Annotated in this window: 20 protein-coding genes; 11 read left to right on the top strand and 9 right to left on the bottom strand. The window is 73.2% G+C overall.

Translation table 11 applies throughout. The features are described 5' to 3' along the window. Positions 1-174: 174 nt before the first annotated feature. The 3 genes from ACFWRV_RS16860 to ACFWRV_RS16850 are packed head-to-tail and all read left to right on the top strand — an operon-like array spanning position 175 to position 2782. Entirely contained in the window at positions 175-1113 is a 939-nt protein-coding gene (locus tag ACFWRV_RS16860) for a sortase (protein ID WP_384334799.1), read from the top strand. A 41-nt stretch (positions 1114-1154) separates the two neighbouring features. After that, positions 1155-1991 (top strand): phosphate ABC transporter ATP-binding protein, encoded by an 837-nt coding sequence (locus ACFWRV_RS16855; RefSeq protein WP_384334796.1) that lies wholly within the window; start codon positions 1155-1157, stop codon positions 1989-1991. After that, positions 1988-2782, top strand: a complete 795-nt coding sequence (locus ACFWRV_RS16850) for a hypothetical protein (RefSeq protein ID WP_384334793.1) — start codon at positions 1988-1990, stop codon at positions 2780-2782. The genes ACFWRV_RS16855 and ACFWRV_RS16850 overlap by 4 nt, the downstream gene beginning before the upstream one ends. 15 nt (positions 2783-2797) lie before the next feature. On the opposite strand, the gene ACFWRV_RS16845 is transcribed toward ACFWRV_RS16850, so the two are convergent. The 3 genes from ACFWRV_RS16845 to ACFWRV_RS16835 form a co-directional block, all read right to left on the bottom strand. Next, on the bottom strand, positions 2798-4438 hold the full coding sequence (locus ACFWRV_RS16845; protein WP_384334790.1) for a phospho-sugar mutase: 1641 nt from the start codon (positions 4436-4438) through the stop codon (positions 2798-2800). 315 nt (positions 4439-4753) lie between these two features. Continuing rightward, on the bottom strand, positions 4754-5578 hold the full coding sequence (locus ACFWRV_RS16840; protein WP_205084749.1) for a purine-nucleoside phosphorylase: 825 nt from the start codon (positions 5576-5578) through the stop codon (positions 4754-4756). Between the two features lie 116 nt (positions 5579-5694). Further along, on the bottom strand, positions 5695-6132 hold the full coding sequence (locus tag ACFWRV_RS16835) for a gamma-glutamylcyclotransferase (RefSeq protein ID WP_007458837.1): 438 nt from the start codon (positions 6130-6132) through the stop codon (positions 5695-5697). A 293-nt stretch (positions 6133-6425) separates the two neighbouring features. Here ACFWRV_RS16835 and ACFWRV_RS16830 point away from each other — a divergent pair, with 293 nt between their 5' ends. Continuing rightward, positions 6426-7865 (top strand): NAD(P)H-quinone dehydrogenase, encoded by a 1440-nt coding sequence (locus ACFWRV_RS16830; protein WP_007458836.1) that lies wholly within the window; start codon positions 6426-6428, stop codon positions 7863-7865. Between the two features lie 186 nt (positions 7866-8051). Next, positions 8052-9014 (top strand): DeoR/GlpR family DNA-binding transcription regulator, encoded by a 963-nt coding sequence (locus ACFWRV_RS16825; protein WP_384334784.1) that lies wholly within the window; start codon positions 8052-8054, stop codon positions 9012-9014. A gap of 173 nt (positions 9015-9187) precedes the next feature. Here the strand turns inward: ACFWRV_RS16825 and ACFWRV_RS16820 are convergent, their stop codons facing one another. Both ACFWRV_RS16820 and ACFWRV_RS16815 read right to left on the bottom strand, forming a co-directional pair. Further along, positions 9188-9784 carry a TetR/AcrR family transcriptional regulator gene (locus ACFWRV_RS16820; protein ID WP_384334781.1) on the bottom strand — a complete coding sequence of 199 codons (597 nt, stop codon included), beginning with the start codon at positions 9782-9784 and terminating at the stop codon, positions 9188-9190. A 147-nt stretch (positions 9785-9931) separates the two neighbouring features. After that, positions 9932-11686 carry an acetyl/propionyl/methylcrotonyl-CoA carboxylase subunit alpha gene (locus ACFWRV_RS16815; protein WP_384334778.1) on the bottom strand — a complete coding sequence of 585 codons (1755 nt, stop codon included), beginning with the start codon at positions 11684-11686 and terminating at the stop codon, positions 9932-9934. A gap of 352 nt (positions 11687-12038) precedes the next feature. Here ACFWRV_RS16815 and ACFWRV_RS16810 point away from each other — a divergent pair, with 352 nt between their 5' ends. Next, on the top strand, positions 12039-12476 hold the full coding sequence (locus tag ACFWRV_RS16810; protein WP_384334775.1) for a hypothetical protein: 438 nt from the start codon (positions 12039-12041) through the stop codon (positions 12474-12476). Between the two features lie 79 nt (positions 12477-12555). Here ACFWRV_RS16810 and ACFWRV_RS16805 read toward each other — a convergent pair whose 3' ends face one another. The 4 genes from ACFWRV_RS16805 to ACFWRV_RS16790 all read right to left on the bottom strand — a co-directional run bounded on the left by ACFWRV_RS16805 (position 12556) and on the right by ACFWRV_RS16790 (position 15325). Then, a complete protein-coding gene (locus ACFWRV_RS16805) occupies positions 12556-13173 on the bottom strand; it encodes a Maf family protein (protein ID WP_384334772.1) in 618 nt (205 codons plus the stop codon). 105 nt (positions 13174-13278) lie between these two features. Beyond that, on the bottom strand, positions 13279-13407 hold the full coding sequence (gene mmpB, locus ACFWRV_RS16800; protein WP_010058523.1) for a morphogenic membrane protein MmpB: 129 nt from the start codon (positions 13405-13407) through the stop codon (positions 13279-13281). An 87-nt stretch (positions 13408-13494) separates the two neighbouring features. Beyond that, positions 13495-13701, bottom strand: a complete 207-nt coding sequence (locus ACFWRV_RS16795; RefSeq protein ID WP_010058521.1) for an acyl-CoA carboxylase epsilon subunit — start codon at positions 13699-13701, stop codon at positions 13495-13497. 43 nt (positions 13702-13744) lie between these two features. Further along, complete coding sequence (locus ACFWRV_RS16790; protein WP_384334768.1) at positions 13745-15325, bottom strand: acyl-CoA carboxylase subunit beta; 1581 nt, start codon at positions 15323-15325, stop codon at positions 13745-13747. A 229-nt stretch (positions 15326-15554) separates the two neighbouring features. Here ACFWRV_RS16790 and ACFWRV_RS16785 point away from each other — a divergent pair, with 229 nt between their 5' ends. The 5 genes from ACFWRV_RS16785 to hutH all read left to right on the top strand — a co-directional run bounded on the left by ACFWRV_RS16785 (position 15555) and on the right by hutH (position 21696). Then, on the top strand, positions 15555-16424 hold the full coding sequence (locus tag ACFWRV_RS16785) for a biotin--[acetyl-CoA-carboxylase] ligase (protein WP_384334765.1): 870 nt from the start codon (positions 15555-15557) through the stop codon (positions 16422-16424). 203 nt (positions 16425-16627) lie between these two features. Then, complete coding sequence (locus ACFWRV_RS16780) at positions 16628-17827, top strand: adenylate/guanylate cyclase domain-containing protein (RefSeq protein WP_164616882.1); 1200 nt, start codon at positions 16628-16630, stop codon at positions 17825-17827. Positions 17828-17970: 143 nt separating this feature from the next. Beyond that, positions 17971-18783, top strand: coding sequence for an enoyl-CoA hydratase/isomerase family protein (locus tag ACFWRV_RS16775; protein WP_384334762.1), 813 nt, complete (start codon positions 17971-17973; stop codon positions 18781-18783). A 114-nt stretch (positions 18784-18897) separates the two neighbouring features. After that, complete coding sequence (locus ACFWRV_RS16770; RefSeq protein WP_384334759.1) at positions 18898-20052, top strand: diguanylate cyclase domain-containing protein; 1155 nt, start codon at positions 18898-18900, stop codon at positions 20050-20052. Positions 20053-20145: 93 nt separating this feature from the next. Beyond that, positions 20146-21696 (top strand): histidine ammonia-lyase, encoded by a 1551-nt coding sequence (gene hutH / locus ACFWRV_RS16765; RefSeq protein WP_384334756.1) that lies wholly within the window; start codon positions 20146-20148, stop codon positions 21694-21696. Positions 21697-21782: the final 86 nt, after the last annotated feature.

Here is a 21782-nt window from a genome sequence, read left to right as displayed (position 1 = left end):
TCGTTAACCCCGCCCGCCGCCTGGGCCTGCTCTGTTGCGGCGCCCCCGCCCCCGGCCGGGGGGGCCGGCGGGGGGGGGGTGGGGCGGGGGGCGCCGGCCCCGCCCCCCCCCCGCCCCCGACCACCCCACCCACCCGCCCCGTCCCTCCCCTCCGCAGCCAGGAGCGCAGCCACCGTGACCGTGCTGACCCCGCCCCCGCCCACGGCGGTGGCACCGCCACCCCACGACCCTCCCCCGAAACGCCCGGGGCCCCCGCCGCCCGCCGCGCGCCCCGGCCTCGCCCTCGCCGGGGCGGCACTCTGCGTCCTGGCCGCGGTCCTCCTCGGCTTCGCCGCGAACCTCACCCTCGTCGGGCATCTCCAGCACGCGCGGGACCAGCAGGTCGCCTACGACGAGCTGCGCAAGCAACTCGCCCTCGGCACCGCGCCCGTGGGGCAGCGGTCTTACGACGACAAGCCCCTTGCGATGGGCGCCCCGGTGGCGCTGCTGCGCATCCCCGCCCTGGGGCTGCGGGAGGTCGTCGGCGAAGGCACCACCTCCCAGGTGCTGATGTCGGGTCCCGGACACCGCCGCGACACACCGCTGCCCGGACAGGCCGGCACCTCGGTCATCATGGGCCGCCAGTGGGGCTACGGCAGCCCCTTCAACTCCCTCCACCGGCTGCCCGACGGAGCGAGGATCGAGGTCACGACCGGACAGGCCAAGGCGGTGTACGAGGTCACCGCTGTCCGCCGCCCCGGCGACAACCTGCCCGCGCCCCGCGCCCAGGGGCAGGGGCGGCTCACGCTCATCACCGCGACCGGTGCCCCGTACACGCCCGCCGACGTCCTGCGCGTCGACGCCACCCTGGTCACCCCCGTGCAGCCCAGCCCGCCACGCCAGAGCGCGAACGGCTGGATCGGTCCGGCCGAGGAGGCCCTCGCCGGCGAGAACGGCGCCTGGCTCGCCGTCTTCCTCTGGTCCCAGGCGCTGCTCGCGGCCGCGCTGCTCGCCGCCTGGGCCTTTCGCGTCTGGGGCACCTGGCAGACCTGGATCACCGCCGTGCCGGTGCTCGGAGCGCTCGGTGTCGGCCTGGCCGGAGCCGCGACCCGACTGCTGCCCAACCTGCTCTGAATCCCCTGATCCGCCCCGAGAGCCGAGGAGTTGCCCGCCCCATGACCGACCTCACCGACACCCTGGTCCAGCCCGCGGTGGACCGGACGATCAGCCGCTCCACCGCGGCGACCCTCGAAGCCGAGACGGTCTCCGCGTGGTTCGGCGACCACAAGGTCCTCGACCGGGTCTCCCTCGCCATGCCCGCCCGTCAGGTCACCGCGCTGATCGGCCCTTCCGGCTGCGGCAAGTCGACCTTCCTGCGCATCCTCAACCGGATGCACGAGCTCATCGGGTCGGCCTCGCTGGCCGGGCGGGTGCTGCTCGACGGCGAGGACATCTACGACCGAGGCCGCCGCATCACCCGGGCCCGCCGCGAGATCGGCATGGTCTTCCAGAAGCCGAACCCCTTTCCCGCGATGTCCTTGTACGACAACGTCCTGGCCGGCCTCAAGCTCAACGGCCTCAAGGCGTCCAAGGACGGCCGCGACGACCTCGTCGAGGAGTGCCTGAGCAAGGCGGGGCTCTGGAAGGAGGTCAAGGACCGGCTGCGCCAGCCGGGCGGCGCCCTCTCCGGCGGTCAGCAGCAACGGCTGTGCATAGCCAGGTCGTTGGCGGTACGCCCTCGTGTGCTGCTGATGGACGAACCGTGCTCGGCCCTGGACCCCACCTCCACCCGGCGGATCGAGGAGACCATCCACGAGCTCAAGAGCGAGGTGACGATCGTCATCGTCACGCACAACATGCAGCAGGCCGCCCGGGTCTCCGACGGCTGCGCGTTCTTCCTGGCCGAACAGGGAACTCCCGGCGTCATCGTCGAACACGGCCCGACCGACGAGATGTTCAACTCCCCGCAGGACCCTCGCACCTCCGACTACGTGAACGGTCGCTTCGGATGAACCTCCGCGGGCCCGCCGCCCGCGCCGCCCTGCCGCTGGTCGCCGCGCTGGCGCTCCCGCTCCTGGCCGCCTGCGCCGGGGCCGGGGCCGCACCCGGTCCGGCCGACGCGTGGGCGGCTTCCCGGGCACCCGCATCCGAACCGGCCACCCCGGCGGCCGGCGCCCCTGCCACCCCCGCCACCCCGGCCGCGACCGGCGCGCCGGCCGGGCCGTCGCCCGATCCGGCCCGCACCACCGCCGGGGTCACCCCCTCGACGACACCGGGCGAGCACCCCACCCGGTCGGGGCCGCTCCCGGGCCGCCCGGCGCCCGCCCCCTCCAGGACCTCCGCACCGAGCACTCCGCGTCCCGGGCCCGGCACCGCGTCGAACCCGGCGGCCACCCCTCCCGCCGGTCCCGACGCCGAGCGGCCCGCCGGGCGCGGGCCGGGCACCACACTGCGGATCGGCTCCTGGTCGGCACGCGTGGTCCGCGGCGACCAGGACACCGTCGACGCCTGCCGGGACGCGGTGCACTGGACCGGCCCGGCCTTCGGCGAGGAGAACGGCCATGCGCTGCGCACGATCGTGATCGTCGGCCACGACCACTGCGGATTCCAGCGGTTCGCGACGCTGCCGGTCGGCACGGAGGTGACCGTCGAGACACCCCACCGCACGCTCACCTACACGGTGTACCGGCGCCATCTCACTCCGGGACGGGGAGTCCCCGCCCACGGCCTGTTCTGGGGCGATCTCACACTCCAGTCCTGCGTGGGCCCCGACACCGGCTTCACCTACCTGATGCGCACCTGAACCGGCCCGGTGCGGTCAGATCCCGGCCGCCGCCGCCAGGTCCCGCTTGATCCCGGCGAGCAGCTCGGCCCCCCGGGCCCGCGCGGCAGGCAGCCGGGCCGTGTCCGCCACCGGGACGACGACCTCCAGGTAGCACTTCAGCTTCGGCTCGGTGCCGCTCGGGCGGACGATCACCCTCGCCCCCTCCAGGTGGTAGCGCAGCCCGTCGGTGGGCGGCAGCCTGTCCGTGCCCTGCGACAGGTCCTCGGCCGAGGTGACGGCGAGGCCCGCGAGGGCGGTCGGGGGCTGCTCGCGGAGCCGGGTCATGGCGTTCGCGATGACGGAGAGATCCTCCACCCGCACCGAGAGCTGGTCGGTGGCGTGCAGGCCGTGCACGAGCGCCAGGTCGTCCAGCAGGTCCAGCAGCGTACGGCCCTGCTCCTTGAGTACGGAGGCCAGCTCGGCGACGAGCAGGGCGGCGGTGATGCCGTCCTTGTCGCGGACCCCCTCGGGGTCGACGCAGTAGCCGAGCGCCTCCTCGTAGCCGTACCGCAGGCCGTCCACCCGGGCGATCCACTTGAAGCCCGTCAGCGTCTCCTCGTAGCCGAGGCCCGCCTTCTCCGCGATCCGGCCGAGCAGCGAGGACGACACGATCGACTCGGCGAACACGCCGGTGGCGCCCCGCTCCACCAGGTGCGCGGCGAGCAGCGCGCCCACCTCGTCGCCGCGCAGCATCCGCCAGCCGCCCTCCGTGGCGGTGTCGGGCACGGCGACGGCGCAGCGGTCCGCGTCCGGGTCGTTGGCGATGATCAGGTCCGGGGCGGCCCGGCGCGCGGTGGCGAAAGCGAGATCCATCGCGCCGGGCTCTTCCGGGTTGGGGAAGGCCACGGTGGGGAACGCGGGGTCCGGCTCGGCCTGCTCGGCGACGAGCACGGGCGCGGGGAAACCGGCCCGGGCGAACGCGGCGGTCAGCACGGAGGTGCCGACGCCGTGCATCGCGGTGTAGACGGTCCGTGCCGTACGGGGGCTGCCGGCGGCCAGGACCGCGTCCGTACGGGCGAGGTAGGCGTCCAGGACGTCCTCGCCGAGGGTCTGCCAGCCGTCCTCGGGGCGTACGACGCCCGCCAGCGGGCCGACCGCGGCGATGGCGGCCGCGATCTCGCCGTCGGCCGGGGGCACGATCTGCGAGCCGTCGCCGAGGTAGACCTTGTAGCCGTTGTCGCGGGGCGGGTTGTGGCTGGCGGTGACCTCGACGCCGGCGACGGCTCCCAGGTGCCTTATGGCGTACGCCAGTACGGGGGTGGGGAGCGGGCGCGGGAGCACGGCTGCGCGCAGTCCGGCCCCCGTCATCACGGCCGCCGTGTCGCGGGCGAAGTCCTCCGACTTGTACCGGGCGTCGTAGCCGATGACGACGAGCCCGCCCTCCTCGCCCTGGGCCTTCAGGTAGGCGGCGAGGCCCGCCGCCGCCCGGATCACCACGGACCGGTTCATCCGCATCGGCCCGGCCCCGAGCTCCCCGCGCAGCCCGGCGGTGCCGAACTGGAGCGTGCCCGCGAAACGGGCGGCGAGCTCCTGGGCGTCGCCCGCCTCGATCAGCGCGGCCAGCTCGTCGCGCGTCTCGGGGTCGGGGTCCTCGGCCAGCCAGGTACTGGCCTGCGCGATGAGGTCGTGCTGCACGGGGGCCGCCTTTCGGGGGGTGTGCGGGTGGGGTGGGCGGGGTGGTGGTGCGGGGCGTCCGGCGGGCCGGGGTGGCCGCTGCGCGGGCTGTTCCCCTCCCCGCCCCCTCCCGAAACCGGGGCTCCGCCCCGGACCCCGGTCCTCAAACGCCGGACGGGCTGGGAAGGAGCCGGGCGGGCCGGAAGGGAAGCCGGGCGGGGCGGAGGGAACGCGGGGCGGGGCGGAGGGAACGCCGGGCAGGGCGGAGGGAACGCGGGGCGAGCCGCTGAGGCCCGCCGACGGGGCCGGCGGCGCGGCCGGCCCCGGCGCGTCGGATCAGATCCGCTCCAGCACGCTCGCCAGCAGCGCGCCCATCCGGGTCGCCGAGTCGCGGCCTGCCTGGAGGACCTCCTCGTGGTTGAGGGGTTCGCCGGACAGGCCCGCCGCCAGGTTGGTGACGAGGGAGAGGCCGAGCACCTCGGCGCCCGCCTCCCGGGCCGCGATGGCCTCCAGGACCGTGGACATGCCCACCAGGTCGCCGCCCATGACCCGGACCATGTTGATCTCGGCCGGGGTCTCGTAGTGCGGGCCGGGGAACTGGACGTACACCCCCTCTTCGAGGGTGTCGTCGATCTCCTTGCACAGCGCGCGCAGCCGCGGGGAGTACAGGTCGGTCAGGTCGACGAAGTTGGCGCCGATGATCGGGGACGCCGCCGTCAGGTTGATGTGGTCGCTGATCAGCACCGGCTGTCCCGGGCGCATGCCCTCGCGCAGACCGCCGCAGCCGTTCGTCAGGACGACGGTCTTGCAGCCCGCGGCCACCGCCGTACGGACCCCGTGGGCGACGGCGGCGACGCCCCGGCCCTCGTAGAAGTGCGTGCGGCCGAGGAAGACCAGCGCGCGCTTCTCGCCGATCTTGTACGAGCGGACCGTGCCGCCGTGGCCCTCGACGGCGGGCGCCGGGAAGCCGGGCAGCTCGGTCACGGGGAACTCGGCCTCCGGGACGCCGAGTGCTTCGCCCGCGGGCGCCCAGCCGGAGCCCATGACCAGGGCGACGTCATGGGTCTCGGCGCCGGTCAGCTCGCGCAGGCGGGCGGCGGCCCCGGCGGCGGCGGCCTGCGGGTCGCCCTGGATGTTGTCCGGAATAACAGATGCGTTCACGCGGACGAGCGTAACCGCTGAATCCCTACGCGCGTAGATGCCTGGGCGCAAAGACACGTCGGAGGTCTTTGTGCCTTCGCACGAAGGAGGAGTGGCCGAGCCCGGGTCCGCCCTGGTCAGCAGGGGCGCTTGCGCAGTTCCATCACGTAGTCGTGAGGTGCGCCGGCGGATTCCGCGGCGTCCGCGATCTCGCCGAGATAGCGCGCCGAGGGCAGCCCGCCCTCGTACCCGTTCAGCACGTACATCCAGGCCGGCTCCTCGCCGTCCAGGGTGTGCACCCGGACGCGCATGCGGCGGTAGATGTCGAGGCCGACGCCCTCCCAGCGGTCCATGGAGTCCTCGTCCATCGGCGCCAGGTCGTACAGCGCGACGAAGACCTGGGAGCGCGGCGCCTCCACCACGGTGGCCAGCGCCCCCTCCCAGCCCATCTGCTCCCCGCCGAAGGTCAGCCGCCAGCCGTTGAGCCAGCCGGTGCTGCGCATCGGGGAATGCGGGGCGCGGCGGGTCATCAGCCGCGCGTCGAGGTTGCCGGCGTACGCGGCGTAGAGCGACATGGGACCGAGGGTACGGGAGGTGGGCGCGGGAGCGGCGGTTCCTGTGACGAAGGCCCCGGTCGGAGGAGTGCGGGGCGGGGTCGCGGGGCCGCACCGGGCGCCCCGTCCAGCCGCGGCCGACGCGCCGTTCCCCGTACGCGGGCGACCTCTTCCCCGTATGGAGGGCCCCGGGGCGAAGCACTTTGGCGCGTGCGGGACAATGGAGTACGTACTGCATTCCCCCGGGGCGATCCCCCGGACCCCCGGCCGGGGCGGCAGGCGGCCGCGGGTTACCAACGCGAGGCGGACTTTTCGTGACCCGGATCGTGATCATCGGCGGCGGCCCCGGCGGCTACGAGGCGGCCCTGGTGGGCGCCCAGCTCGGCGCGGAGGTGACCGTCGTCGACTGCGACGGTCTCGGCGGGGCCTCGGTCCTCACCGACTGCGTGCCCTCGAAGACCCTGATCGCGACGGCCGAGGTGATGACCACCTTCGACTCCTCGTACGAGGAGCTGGGCATCATCGTCGCCGACGACACCCCGCACGTGGAGCAGGCCGCCCGGGTCGTCGGCGTGGACCTCGGCAAGGTCAACCGACGGGTCAAGCGCCTCGCGCTCGCCCAGTCCCACGACATCACCGCCTCGGTCACCCGGGCCGGCGCCCGGGTGATGCGCGGCCGGGGCCGGCTCGACGGGCTCCAGGCCGCCGACGGCTCCCGCCAGGTCGTCGTCACCGCCGCCGACGGCACCGAGGAGCGGCTGACCGCCGACGCCGTGCTGATAGCGACCGGCGGCCACCCCCGGGAGATCCCGGACGCGCAGCCCGACGGCGAGCGCATCCTGAACTGGACCCAGGTCTACGACCTCGACGAGCTGCCCGAGGAGCTCATCGTCGTCGGATCCGGTGTCACCGGAGCCGAGTTCGCCGGGGCCTACCAGGCGCTCGGCTCGCGCGTCACCCTCGTCTCCTCCCGCGACCGGGTGCTGCCCGGCGAGGACCCGGACGCCGCCGCGGTCCTGGAGGACGTCTTCCGCCGCCGCGGGATGAACGTCATGGCCCGCTCCCGCGCCCAGTCCGCCAAGCGGGTCGGCGACCGGGTCGAGGTGACGCTGGCCGACGGCCGGGTCATCACCGGCTCGCACTGCCTGATGGCGGTCGGCGCGATCCCGAACACCGCGGGCATGGGCCTGGAGGAGGCCGGCGTACGGCTCAAGGACTCCGGGCACGTCCTCACCGACCGGGTCTCGCGCACCAGCGCCCCCGGCGTCTACGCGGCCGGCGACGTCACCGGGATCTTCGCGCTGGCCTCGGTCGCCGCGATGCAGGGCCGCATCGCGATGTACCACTTCCTCGGCGACGCGGTCGCCCCACTGAACCTCAAGGCCGTCTCCGCCAACGTCTTCACCGACCCGGAGATCGCCACCGTCGGCTACAGCCAGGCCGAGGTCGACGCGGGCAAGATCGAGGCCCGGGTGGTGAAGCTGCCGCTGCTGCGCAACCCGCGCGCCAAGATGCAGGGCATCCGCGACGGCTTCGTCAAGATCTTCTGCCGCCCCGGTACGGGGATCGTGGTCGGCGGCTGCGTGGTCGCGCCGCGGGCCAGCGAGCTGATCCATCCCATCTCGATCGCGGTCGACAACAACCTGACGGTGGAACAGATCGCAAACGCTTTCACCGTGTACCCGTCCCTGTCCGGATCGATCGCCGAAGTGGCCCGGCAGTTGCACACCCGCAAGCTCACCGGCGAGGGCTGAGGGGCCGGGAATCCGGACCATCACTGGCAAACCCCGGCAGTCCGGGCGGTGCTGAGACCGCTTGGCGATCACCCCTGAACAACAAAGGGGCCTCCTATACCACTTGGAGGCCCCTTTGAAGTACAACTTCTGTTATTCGGCGCAAACTGCTGAAAACTCCCCGGCGGCCAGGTTACTGTCAGTTTCGTGTTCGCTGCAGAACGTCGTCAATTGATCCTCGAAATGGTGCGCGCCAACGGGGCGGTATCGCTCCGTGAGCTCGCCCGCGTCGTCCAGACCTCCGAAGTGACCGTACGGCGGGACGTGCGGGCACTGGAGGCAGAAGGACTCCTCGACCGCCGGCACGGCGGTGCGGTCTTGCCGGGCGGTTTTACGCGGGAGTCCGGCTTTCCGCAGAAATCCCATCTCTCCACCGCGGAGAAGACTGCTATCGCCGACCTGGCCGCGGGCCTCGTCGGCGAGGGCGAGGCCATCGTGGTCGGCGCCGGCACGACCACGCAGGAGCTGGCCCGCCGGCTCGCGCGGGTCCCCGGTCTGACCGTCGTCACCAACTCCCTGCTGGTGGCGCAGGCGTTGGCCCATGCCAACCGGGTCGAAGTCGTCATGACCGGCGGCACCCTGCGCGGGAGCAACTACGCGCTGGTGGGCAGCGGGGCCGAGCAGTCCCTCCAGGGGCTGCGGGTCTCCCGGGCCTTCCTCTCCGGGAGCGGCCTCACGGCGGAGCGTGGCCTGTCCACCTCCAACATGCTCTCGGCCAGCGTCGACCGTGCTCTCGTGCAGGCCGCCGCGGAGGTGGTCGTCCTGGCGGACCACACCAAGCTCGGCTCGGACACCATGTTCCAGACGGTGCCCACCGAACTGATCACCCGCCTGGTGACCGACGAGCCCCCGCTGCACGACGAGCGGGCCGCCGCCGAGCTCCAGTCCCTGGCGGACCAGGGCGTGGAGATCACGGTGGCCGGTCCGGAGGCGGACGCGTCCGGCGGGGAGGGCCCCCCTCCGGGGCGTCAGCCCCGCCGGGACATGCCGCTGCCGGGTCAGCGGCGCACGCAGAACGGCGGCCTCGGACCGCAGTTGCGCAGTACCTCCACACTGGCGGACGTGCCGGGCGAGCAGCGGGCCCGGGTGGCGGACCTCCGTCGGCGGTAGGCCCACATCGGGGGCACTGCCCCCGAACCCCCGCTCCTCGTTCGCATTCCAGCCCCTCCGGCGTTTGAGGAGCGGGGTCCGGGGCGGAGCCCCGGGTTCGGGAAGGGGCGGGGCGGGGAGCAAGCCCCGTGCAGCGGCCGAGCACGCCGAGCGCCGGGGCCCGGAAGACGCCGCTACTTCAGCCCGCGCAGCGTCAGCCGCAGCAGCCGCTCCGCCAACTCCGGATCGTCCGGCGACTGTTCGGCGGCCAGCGCGATCGCGTTCGTCAGCTGCAGCAGGTCGTCGATCGAGACATCGCCCCGTACCGACCCGCTCTCCTGGGCCCGGCGCAGCAGCCCCGCGCCCGCCTCCCGGAGCGGCTGGTGGCACTGGACGAGCGCCGAGGTCTCGTCGCGGGAGGCGGACATCAGGCCGTGCGCCAGGCCGCGGTACTCACCCGCATGAGTGACGATCGCGCCCAGCCACTCCACCAGCGCCCGGCACGGTGCTTCCGCCGCCGCCAGCTCCCGCGAGCGGTCCAGGAGTGAGCACAGGGCGTCCTGGAAGACCGCGTTCATCAGGGCGTCCCGGTTCGGGAAGTGCCGGTAGAGGGTGCCGATGCCCACGCCCGCCCGCCGGGCGATGTCCTCCAGCGAGGCGTCCGTACCGTGCTCGGCGAAGGACCTGCGCGCCTCGCCCACCAGCCGGTCGTGGTTCCGGCGCGCGTCCGCGCGCATCGGCCGGGCCGGCGGCTGTGCCGTGCTCGTCTCCATCGGGATCGCCCCTGCCATGGCTTCCGCCCCTCCCTCGGTCCTCGGACCCCTCTGACCACACGGACCCCTCGGACCCTTCGTCGGTTCCAGGATGCCACTGTGACGAAGGGGCCCGGCCCACGTCGTCACGACGCGGACCGGGCCCCTTCGGAGCGTGCCGTGCGGTCAGTCCTTGATCTCGCAGATCAGGGCGCCGGAGGAGACCGAGGCGCCGACCTCGGCGGTGAGGCCCTTGACGGTGCCGGAGCGGTGCGCGTTGAGCGGCTGCTCCATCTTCATGGCCTCCAGGACGACGACGAGGTCGCCCTCCTTGACCTCCTGGCCCTCCTCCACCGCGATCTTGACGATGGTGCCCTGCATGGGCGAGGCGAGGGAGTCGCCGGACGCGGCCGAGCCGGCCTTCTTGGCCGCGCGGCGCTTCGGCTTGGCGCCGGCCGCGAGGCCCGTACGCGCCAGGCTCATGCCCAGCGAGGACGGCAGCGAGACCTCCAGGCGCTTGCCGCCGACCTCGACGACGACGGTCTCCCGTCCGGCCTCGTCCTCCGCGTCCGCGTCGGCGGGCGCGGCGAAGGGCTTGATGTCGTTGACGAACTCGGTCTCGATCCACCGGGTGTGCACGGTGAACGGGTCCGCGGTGAAGGCGGGGTCGGCGACGACGGCCCGGTGGAACGGGATCGCGGTGGCCATGCCCTCGACCTGGAACTCCGCCAGCGCGCGGGCGGCCCGCTGGAGCGCCTGCTCGCGGGTGGCGCCGGTGACGATGAGCTTGGCGAGCAGGGAGTCCCATGCCGGGCCGATGACCGAGCCGGACTCGACGCCCGCGTCCAGGCGGACGCCGGGGCCGGCCGGCGGGGCGAAGGTGGTCACCGTGCCGGGGGCGGGCAGGAAGCCGCGGCCCGGGTCCTCGCCGTTGATCCGGAACTCGAAGGAGTGACCGCGCATCGCGGGGTCGCCGTAGCCCAGCTCCTCGCCGTCGGCGATGCGGAACATCTCGCGTACGAGGTCGATGCCGGTGACCTCTTCGGTGACGGGGTGCTCGACCTGGAGGCGGGTGTTGACCTCCAGGAAGGAGATCGTGCCGTCGGCGCCGACGAGGAACTCGACCGTGCCCGCGCCGACGTAGCCGGCTTCCTTCAGGATCGCCTTGGACGCCGCGTACAGCTGGTCGTTCTGCGCCTGGGTCAGGAAGGGGGCCGGGGCCTCCTCGACGAGCTTCTGGTGGCGGCGCTGGAGCGAGCAGTCACGGGTGGAGACGACGACCACGTTGCCGTGCTGGTCGGCCAGGCACTGGGTCTCCACGTGGCGCGGCTTGTCGAGGTAGCGCTCGACGAAGCACTCGCCCCGGCCGAACGCCGCGACGGCCTCGCGGACCGCGGAGTCGAACAGCTCCGGGATCTCCTCCAGCGTGCGGGCCACCTTCAGGCCGCGCCCGCCACCGCCGAAGGCGGCCTTGATCGCGATCGGCAGCCCGTTCTGCTCGGCGAACGCGACGACCTCGCCGGAGCCGGAGACCGGGTCCGGGGTGCCCGCGACGAGCGGGGCGCCCGCGCGCTGGGCGATGTGCCGGGCGGCGACCTTGTCGCCGAGGTCGCGGATGGCCTGCGGCGGCGGGCCGATCCAGGTCAGCCCGGCGTCCAGGACGGCCTGGGCGAACTCCGCGTTCTCCGACAGGAATCCGTAGCCGGGGTGGATCGCGTCCGCCCCGGAGTCCGCGGCGGCCCGCAGCACCTTGGCCATGTCCAGGTAGCTGGCGGCCGGGGTGTCACCGCCCAGGGCGAACGCCTCGTCTGCGGCCCGGACATGCAGCGCGTCCCGGTCCGGCTCGGCGTAGACCGCGACACTCGCGATCCCCGCGTCCCGGCACGCCCGAGCAACGCGGACAGCGATTTCGCCACGGTTGGCGATGAGCACCTTGCGCACGATGACTCCCTCCTCGAAACAAGCTGAGTTTAGGGACTACCGACACGGCCGTACGACCCGTCCCCAATGGTGAGCTTGCCCACACGGAGTGTGATCCGAGGCTTGCCCCAGTAGTGAAATCCCTTGTGGCACCACGGTACGCCGGGATCCTCAACCGCACAGTAACCACCCGGTGTGGTCCAGGTCTCTGTCCTTAGGGTCAACGCGTCACGGCGTTTCTTTGTGGACTCCCTACGAACGGCCGGTGGATTCTTTGCCCGGCGCCCGGGCCCGTCCAACCCCTTGTCCGGAGGAATACCCGTGAGTAGGGTCCGCGCTACGCACGTACCAGAGGTAACAGGGGTGGACGCTGATGCGCAGACCGGTGGCGATCGTGACCGCGCTCGTGCTGTTCGGGGAGGCGGTGGGCATCGTGCTCATCAACGCCGTCCTGGCCACGATCGCCGAGAACCAGCACATGTCGCTCGCCGGAATGGACCCGGGCGCCATGTCGGCCGGCACCTGGGCGATGGGCGGCGTCTTCGGGGTGCTGCTGGTCCTGTGCGGGCTGACCGCCCTGATCGCCGGGATACGCGACCGCGCCCCGGGCCGCGTCGGGCGGATCGCCCTGATCGGCTGCGCGGTCGTGCACGGCGTCGTCGGCGCGGTCAGCGTCGGCCTGCTGGGCTGGTCCGCCTTCGCGTTCCTGATGGTGGTGCTGGCCCTGCTGGTGCTCACCCTGTTGGCGTACGGGCCCGAGAGCCGGGCCGAAGACGCGGTGGGCGACAAGAGGGCCCCGGCGGCCGTCTGAGCCACCGGGGGAGGACACGTCCGAGCCGCCGGGGAGGGCCCGGACTCGGACCCGGAGGCCCGGATCCGGAGGCCCGGTCTCAGACCCACAGCTCCGTGACGGACACGTCCAGCTCGGCCAGCAGCCGGCGCAGCAGCGGCAGCGAGAGGCCGATGACATTGCCGTGGTCGCCCTCGATCGCGTCGACGAACGGGGCCGAGCGGCCGTCCAGCGTGAACGCCCCCGCGACATGGAGCGGTTCGCCCGAGGCCACGTACGCGGCGACCTCGGCGTCACTCGGCTCGCCGAACCGCACGACCGTGGACGCCGTCGCCGAGGTCGTACGGCCCGTGGCGGTGTCGATGACACTGTGGCCGGTCTGGAGGATGCCCGACCGGCCGCGCATCGCCTTCCAGCGGGCGGTGGCCTCCTCGGCGTCGGCGGGCTTGCCGAGCGCCTCGCCGTCCAGCTCCAGCACCGAGTCGCAGCCGATGACCAGGGCGCCCGCCGCCTCGGGCCGCTCGGCGACCACCGCCGCCTTGGCCCGGGCCAGGACGAGCGCCAGCTCGGCGGGGGTGGGTGCGCTCAGGGCGTCCTCGTCCACCCCGCTGACGATCACCTCGGGGGCGAATCCGGCCTGGCGCAGCAGACCGAGACGGGCGGGGGAGGCGGAGGCGAGCACGAGACGGCGCTGGGGCTGATCAGTCATGCGCGCCATCGTAGAAGGATCGCCGGGCAGAAAGGCCGCCGGGCAGAGGGGCCGCCGGGCAGAAGGGCCGCCGGGCGGAAGGGCCGCCGGGCGGAAGGGCACGGGCCCGACGGGTCAGTGGATGCCGAGCACGAACATCGCCACCAGCATCGCCAGCGCCAGCAGGACGCCCGCTCTGCGCATCATGGCCTGGGCGTCGCGCAGTTCCTTCGGGGGCTTGTTCTCGGGGTCGGACCACAGCATGCTTCCGATCCTGCTGTCCCGCCCGCCCGCACGCCTGAGTACGGGTACTCAAAGCCGCCCCCGGCGGACCGGGGGCGGCTTCGCGGCTCAGGCCGGCCAGTAGGTCCGGGCCCAGGCCCGGGGGCCCGGCTGCGGGCGGCCGGTGCGGGCGATGCGGCCCGGGTCGGACCACTGCTCGGGCGGCAGCGGCGCGCCGGACGACACGGCGGACGCGGCGGCGGCGCGCGCCTGGACCACGGCCACGGCGGCGGCCAGCTCCTCCGGGGTGGGGTTGCCCCGTACGACCTTGATCATGGGCAGACCTCTCTGGGAAAAAGGGGCGGCGGAAACGGATGCCCTACAGCGGGATGTTGCCGTGCTTCTTCGGAGGCAGGGATTCCCGCTTCGTCCGCAGTTGACGCAGCCCCTTGACGACATGGGCCCGGGTCTCGGACGGCATGATCACCGCGTCGACGTAGCCGCGCTCGGCCGCCACGTACGGGTTGAGCAGCGCGTCCTCGTAGGCCGCCATCAGCTCCGCGCGGGTGGCGTCCGGATCCTCGGCGGCGGCGATGGTCCGGCGGTGCAGGATGTTCACCGCGCCCTGGGCGCCCATGACGGCGATCTGCGCGGTCGGCCAGGCCACGTTCAGGTCCGCGCCCAGGTGCTTGGAGCCCATCACGTCGTACGCGCCGCCGAACGCCTTGCGGGTGATGACGGTGATCAGCGGGACCGTCGCCTCCGCGTAGGCGTAGATCAGCTTCGCGCCGCGCCGGATGATGCCGCCGTACTCCTGGTCCACGCCCGGCAGGAAGCCCGGCACGTCCACGAAGGTGATGACGGGCACGTTGAACGCGTCGCAGGTGCGGACGAAGCGGGCCGCCTTCTCGCTCGCGTCGATGTCCAGGCAACCGGCGAACTGCATCGGCTGGTTGGCGACGATGCCGACCGGGTGGCCCTCGACCCGGCCGAAGCCGGTGATGATGTTCGGCGCGAACAGGGCCTGGGTCTCCAGGAACTCGGCGTCGTCCAGGACGTGCTCGATCGCGGTGTGCATGTCGTACGGCTGGTTCGCCGAGTCCGGGATGAGCGTGTCCAGCTCGCGGTCCTCGTCGGTGGTGGCGAGGTCCGCCTCCTCCGGGAAGGCCGGGGCCTCGGAGAGGTTGTTCGAAGGGAGGTAGGAGAGCAGCGACTTGACGTACTCGATGGCGTCCTTCTCGTCGCCCGCCATGTGGTGCGCCACCCCGGAGGTGGTGTTGTGCGTACGGGCGCCGCCCAGCTCCTCGAAGCCGACGTCCTCACCGGTGACGGTCTTGATGACGTCGGGTCCGGTGATGAACATGTGCGAGGTCTGGTCGACCATCACCGTGAAGTCGGTGATCGCGGGGGAGTAGACCGCGCCGCCCGCGCACGGGCCGACGATCAGCGAGATCTGCGGGATCACCCCGGAGGCGTGCACGTTGCGGCGGAAGATCTCGGCGAACAGACCTAGGGCCGCCACGCCTTCCTGGATCCGGGCGCCGCCGCCGTCGTTGATGCCGATGACCGGACAGCCGGTCTTCAGCGCGAAGTCCATGACCTTGACGATCTTCTCGCCGTAGACCTCGCCGAGCGAACCGCCGAAGATCGTGAAGTCCTGCGAGTACACGCAGACCGGGCGGCCGTCGACCGTGCCGTAGCCGGTGACGACACCGTCCCCGTACGGGCGGTTCTTCTCGATGCCGAAGTTGGTGGAGCGGTGCCGGGCGAACTCGTCGAGCTCCACGAAGGAGCCCTCGTCCAGCAGCAGCTCGACCCGCTCACGGGCCGTCAGCTTGCCCTTGGCGTGCTGCTTCTCGACCGCGCGGGCCGAACCGGCGTGCGTCGCCTCGTCGATGCGGCGGCTCAGGTCCGCGAGCTTGCCTGCGGTGGTGTGGATGTCGCTCTGCGGCTCGGACATCGGGGGGCGGCTCCCTGCCTGGTCACGGGGACGACGACCGGTGGAGGTCACGGGGTTCGGGCGGTCGTCTGTCCGGCTCTGCGGCTACTGACTCGTAACTCGGTTGTCTGGCTCTGCTTCGTCACGCCGCAACGCTGTGGCTTCCGCAGCGCTGCGGCTACTGACTCGTAGGGTATCGGCGCGCCTCCGGAAAGGCAGTGCGTCCTTTGCCACACCTAGGCTGGGTTGCATGACACCACCGGATGCGTCACACAACCGCTGGTCGGACCTCGACCGGCCGCCCCTCAACGTGACCGCGCTGCGCCGCGGACTGCTGCGGCCGGACGCGTTGTGGACGTCGCTGGAGGTCGTGGAGTCCACCGGATCCACCAACACCGACCTCGCCGGGCGGGCCCGCACGCGGGCGGCGGGCGAGGGCACGGTGCTCGTCGCCGAGGAGCAGACCGCCGGGCGCGGACGGCTGGAGCGGAGCTGGACCGCACCGCCCCGCTCCGGGCTGTTCTTCTCGGTCTACCTGGAGCCCGGCGACATCCCCGTGGAGCGGTGGGGGTGGGTTCCGCTGCTGGCCGGGGTCGCCGCCGCGACCGGGCTCGCCAAGTCGGCGGGTGTCGACATGTCGCTGAAGTGGCCCAACGATCTGCTGGTCGCGGTGGAGGGGGAGGAGCGCAAGGCCGGGGGCATCCTCGGTGAGTTCGCCGGGGACGGCATCGTCGTGGGCGTCGGCATCAACGTCTCGCTGCGCGCCGACGAGCTGCCCGCCCCCACCGCCGGTTCCCTCGCCCTCGCCGGGGCGGTCTCCACCGACCGGGAGACCCTGCTGCGCTCCGTCCTGCGCTCGCTGGAGCACTGGTACGGCGCCTGGCAGGCGGCCGACGGCGACGCGGCCGCGAGCGGGCTCCAGGCCGCCTACGCGGCGGGCTGCGCGACGCTGGACCGGACGGTGCGGGCCGAGCTGCCGGGGGGTACGTCCCTGGTCGGCGAGGCGGTCGCGATCGACGGGGACGGCCGGCTGGTCCTCTCCACCGAGGACGGGCTCCAGCAGCCGGTCTCGGCCGGGGACATTGTCCACCTGCGGGGCGCGGGGGGCGGCCTGACCTGAGGCGGCTCCGACCTCTGATGGGCGTACGGGCGCATACCGCGTATGCCTGAGATGTCACGCGCGACGCACCCAGGACGGACGACCAAGGACGTGAGCCAGGGCACACCTGCCGTATTGTTGAGGCGATCCAGCGACAGATCATTGTTGAGGCGATCAGCGACAGATCGGCAGGCAGTGCGCAGGGAACGGGCAGGAGGCGGCTGGTGACCGTCGGCGACACGACGTCCGGCGCGGGCGAGGAGCCCGGGTCGGACTCCTCGGTCCACGCCACACCCCACCACGAGGTCGACCACACCGTGGAGCCGACCGACGACCCCCTCGCCATCCGCCTCGAAGCGCTGATCCTGGGGGCCGACCGGCGCTACACGCCCTTCCAGGCGGCCCGCACCGCCGGGGTCTCCATGGATCTGGCCTCCCGGTTCTGGCGGGCCATGGGCTTCGCCGACATCGGCCAGGCCAAGGCGCTCACCGAGGCCGACGTGCTCGCCCTGCGGCGGCTCGCCGGTCTCGTCGAGGCGGGGCTGCTCAGCGAGCCGATGGCGATCCAGGTCGCCCGCTCCACCGGGCAGACCACCGCCCGGCTGGCCGAATGGCAGATCGACTCGTTCCTGGAGGGCCTGACCGAGCCGCCCGAGCCCGGCATGACCCGCACCGAGGTCACGTATCCGCTGGTCGAGCTGTTGCTCCCGGAGCTTCAGGAATTCCTCGTCTACGTGTGGCGGCGCCAGCTGGCCGCCGCCACCGGGCGGGTCGTGCAGGCCGCGGACGACGAGGAGATGGTCGACCGCCGGCTCGCCGTCGGCTTCGCGGACCTGGTCGGCTTCACCCGGCTGACCCGGCGCCTTGAGGAGGAGGAGCTCGGCGAGCTGGTCGAGTCCTTCGAGACGACCGCCGCCGACCTGGTCGCCGCGCACGGCGGCCGGCTCATCAAGACCCTCGGCGACGAGGTCCTCTTCGCCGCCGACGACGCGGGCACGGCCGCCGAGATAGCACTCCGGCTGATCGAGGCCATGTCCCAGGACGAGACGATGCCCGCCCTGCGCGTCGGCATCGCCTTCGGCACGGTCACCACCCGGATGGGCGATGTCTTCGGCACCACGGTGAACCTCGCCAGCCGCCTCACCTCGATAGCTCCGAAGGACGCCGTCCTGGTCGACGGGGCGTTCGCCAAGGAGCTGGTCCGCCACGGCGACGCCCCGGAGTCCGAGGCGCAGGCCGCCGAGGCCGTCGCGGCCGCCGCCGAGCGGGCCCGGCTCGCCGAGAAGGAGGGCCGCGAGCCCGACGACGAGCCGCCGCTGCCCACGTACCGCTTCGGGCTCCAGCCGATGTGGCAGCGGCCCGTGCGCGGGCTCGGCGTGGTGGAGCCGTGGCTGCTGGCGCGGCGGGGGAAGACCGGCTCCTGAGCGCGGGCCGCCCCTTCGCCGCGTCCTGCCCCCGCTCGTCACGTCTCCGTCCCGGACTCGCCCTGTCGTGAGCGGCCCCGCCCTGTCTAGGATCCGTGACGGTAACGCTCGTTAACAGGCCGTCCATCGACAGGGGTGCAGCCATGACCGTCACGTCCGAGCAGCGGTACGGGGAGTTCGTCGTCGTCCGACGGCACGAGGGGCAGGACCATGTCGCCGAGCTGGTCCTCGACCGGCCCAAGGCCATGAACGCCGTCTCCACCGACATGGCCCGCTCCATCGCCGCCGCCTGCGAGGCGCTCGGCGCCGACCGCGAGGTCCGGGCCACCGTCCTGACCTCCAGCCACGATCGCGCTTTCTGTGTGGGCGCGGACCTCAAGGAGCGCAACTCCTTCTCCGACTCCGACCTGGTCCGCCAGCGCCCCACCGCCCGGGCCGCCTACACCGGGGTCCTGGAGCTGCCGATGCCGGTGATCGCCGCCGTGCACGGCTTCGCCCTCGGCGGCGGCTTCGAACTCGCCCTCGCCTGCGATGTGATCGTCGCCGACGCCACCGCCGTGGTCGGGCTGCCCGAGGTGTCCGTGGGCGTCATCCCGGGCGGCGGCGGTACGCAGCTGCTGCCGCGCCGGGTCGGGGCGGCGCGCGCCGCCGAGCTGGTGTTCAGCGCCCGCCGGGTCGAGGCCGCCGAGGCGCGCCAACTGGGGCTGGTGGACGAGCTGGTCGCGGCGGGCCGGGACCGTGAGGAGGCCCTCGCGCTGGGCGGCCGGATCGCCGCCAACTCGCCGGTCGGGCTGCGTGCGGCCAAGAAGGCGCTCCGGCTGGGACAGGGGCTCGACCTGCGGGCGGGCCTGGAGGTGGAGGACGCGGCCTGGCGGTCGGTGGCCTTCTCCGGGGACCGGGCGGAGGGGGTGGCCGCCTTCAACGAGAAGCGGCGGCCCGACTGGCCCGGCGAGTGACGACGCGCGTGCGTCACACAGGGTGAGCGCGGCCCGGGAAACTCGTCGAAATTAGTTGAAATTAGTTACACACCAAACTGATCAAAAAGGTACAAATCTACATAGGCTGTAGAAATGGGTGGTGACGATGTGCGGCTGCGGGCCGTGGTTTCGCTGGCGCAGACCATGGCCGCGGCCTACACGCCGCGCGAATCGTGGCGGGCGGCGGCGCTGGGCGCCTGCGAGGCGTTGAGCGGCAGTTTCGCCGCGCTCTCGGTGTGGGAGCGGGACCGGGGCAGGCTGCGGGTGCTGGTGAACGCCGGGCAACGGGCCGAGGGGGAGGAGGAGTTCCCCGAGGAGGAGGCCTACCCGGTCCACGAGTTCCCGGAGATCACCGAGTTCCTGCACGAGCGCTGGGCCGGCGGTGGCGAACCCGACGCCTGGGTGGAGACCGCCGACGGACTGCCCGGTTCGGGCGGCCCGGCACGCGGCGCCCGCCCGTACTGCCACCAGCGGGTCGCCGCGCTGCGGCGGCGCGGCCGGGGCTGCTGCGTGGTCGCGCCGATCGTGCTGCACGGCCGGGCGTGGGGCGAGCTGTATGTGGCGCGGCCGGCCGGACAGCCCGTCTTCGACCGGGCCGACGCCGACTTCGCGACCGTGCTCGCCGCCGTCGTGGCCTCAGGGATCGCCCAGACCGAACGCCTGGAGGAGGTCCGGAAGCTGGCCTTCACCGACCCGCTGACCGGCCTCGCCAACCGCCGCGCGGTCGACATCCAGCTCGACGAGGCCGTCGAGCGGCACCGTGTCGACGACACCGTCGTCAGCCTCGTCGTCTGCGACCTGAACGGCCTCAAGGCGGTGAACGACACCCACGGCCACGCTGTCGGCGACCGTCTGCTGGAACGTTTCGGCTCGGTGCTGTCGCTGTGCGGGGCGATGTTGCCTCAGGCGCTGGCGGCCCGGCTCGGCGGCGATGAGTTCTGCCTGCTCGCGGCGGGCCCACCGGCCGACGCGGTGGTCGGCGTCGCCACCGAGCTGTGCGACCGGGCGGCGGTGATCGAGCTGGGCGAGGGGGTCGCCTGCGGGGTCGCGTCGACCGGCGACCCGATCGGCCCGGTGCGCTCGGCCCGCCGGCTGTTCCGGCTCGCGGACGCGGCCCAGTACCGGGCCAAGGCGGCCCGCTCGCTGGGTCCGGTGGTGGCCGGGCGGGACGGCGAGGTCATCCGGCTCGCGGACTCCCCGCCGAAGTCCGCGCACGACCGGCGCAGGCTGCGCGGCAACAGGCCGTGAGGGCTGGGGCGGGGGTGCGCGGGCCGGGACCGTAAGGGGCCCTGCGCGGCAGCACTAGTGACATGGAGGGTTTCAGTCCGTACGCTGCTGAATATGGATATGCACACTGTCGTGGTGGGGACGTCCGGAACCACCGCCGAGGACGTCGTCGCCGTGGCCCGCCACGGCGCCCGGGTCGAGCTCTCCGCCACCGCCGTGGAAGCCCTGGCCGCCGCCCGTCTCATCGTGGACGCGCTCGCCGCCAAGCCCGAGCCGGTCTACGGCGTCTCCACCGGCTTCGGCGCCCTCGCCAGCCGCCACATCAGCCCCGAACTGCGGGCGCAGCTCCAGCGCAACATCGTCCGCTCGCACGCGGCCGGGATGGGCCCCCGCGTCGAGCGCGAGGTCGTCCGCGCGCTGATGTTCCTCCGGCTGAAGACGGTCGCCTCCGGCCACACCGGCGTACGCCCCGAGGTCGCGCAGACCATGGCCGACCTGCTCAACGCGGGCATCACGCCCGTCGTCCACGAGTACGGCTCGCTCGGCTGCTCCGGCGACCTCGCCCCGCTCTCGCACTGCGCGCTCGCCCTGATGGGCGAGGGCGAGGCGGAGGGCCCCGACGGCACGGTCCGCCCGGCGGGCGAGCTGCTCGCCGCGCACGGGATCGCCCCGGTCGAGCTGCGCGAGAAGGAGGGCCTCGCCCTCCTCAACGGCACCGACGGCATGCTCGGCATGCTGGTCATGGCCCTCGCCGACCTGCGCAACCTCTACACCTCCGCCGACATCACCGCCGCCCTCTCGCTGGAGGCGCTGCTCGGCACGGACAAGGTGCTGGCCCCCGAACTGCACGCCATCCGCCCGCACCCCGGCCAGGGCGTCAGCGCGGACAACATGCTGCGGGTGCTGGCGGGGTCCGGACTGACGGGCCATCACCAGGACGACGCGCCCCGGGTCCAGGACGCCTACTCGGTGCGCTGCGCGCCCCAGGTCAACGGCGCGGGCCGCGACACCCTCGACTACGCGGCCGTGGTCGCGGGCCGCGAACTGGCCTCCTCCGTCGACAATCCGGTGGTGCTGCCCGACGGGCGGGTCGAGTCCAACGGCAACTTCCACGGCGCGCCCGTCGCGTACGTCCTGGACTTCCTCGCGATCGTCGCCGCCGACCTCGGCTCGATCTGCGAACGCCGCACCGACCGGCTGCTCGACAAGAACCGCTCGCACGGCCTGCCGCCGTTCCTCGCGGACGACGCCGGCGTCGACTCTGGGCTGATGATCGCCCAGTACACCCAGGCGGCGCTGGTCAGCGAGATGAAGCGGCTCGCGGTCCCCGCCTCCGCCGACTCGATCCCGTCCTCCGCGATGCAGGAGGACCACGTCTCCATGGGCTGGTCGGCGGCGCGCAAGCTCCGTACCGCCGTGGACAATCTGGCCCGGATCGTCGCCGTCGAGCTGTACGCGGCGACCCGTGCCGTGGAGATCCGCGCCGCCGAGGGGCTGACCCCCGCCCCCGCCTCGCAGGCCGCCGTGGACGCGCTGCGGGCCGCCGGAGCCGAGGGCCCGGGCCCGGACCGCTTCCTCGCGCCGGACCTGGCCGCCGCCGACACGTTCGTACGGGAAGGGCGCCTGGTGGCGGCCGTTGAGCCGGTCACCGGGCCGCTGGCCTGATCCGGTCCCGTACGAACGGGGAAGCCGATCCGGTCCCGTACGTACGCAGGGGGGTCCCCGCACCGGGGGGTGCGGGGACCCCTTCC

The organism is Streptomyces sp. NPDC058576 (assembly GCF_042718715.1).
GTDB lineage: Bacteria > Actinomycetota > Actinomycetes > Streptomycetales > Streptomycetaceae > Streptomyces.
Note: the sequence above shows the minus strand (reverse complement) of the source record. Positions and strands in the feature narration are given on the sequence as shown.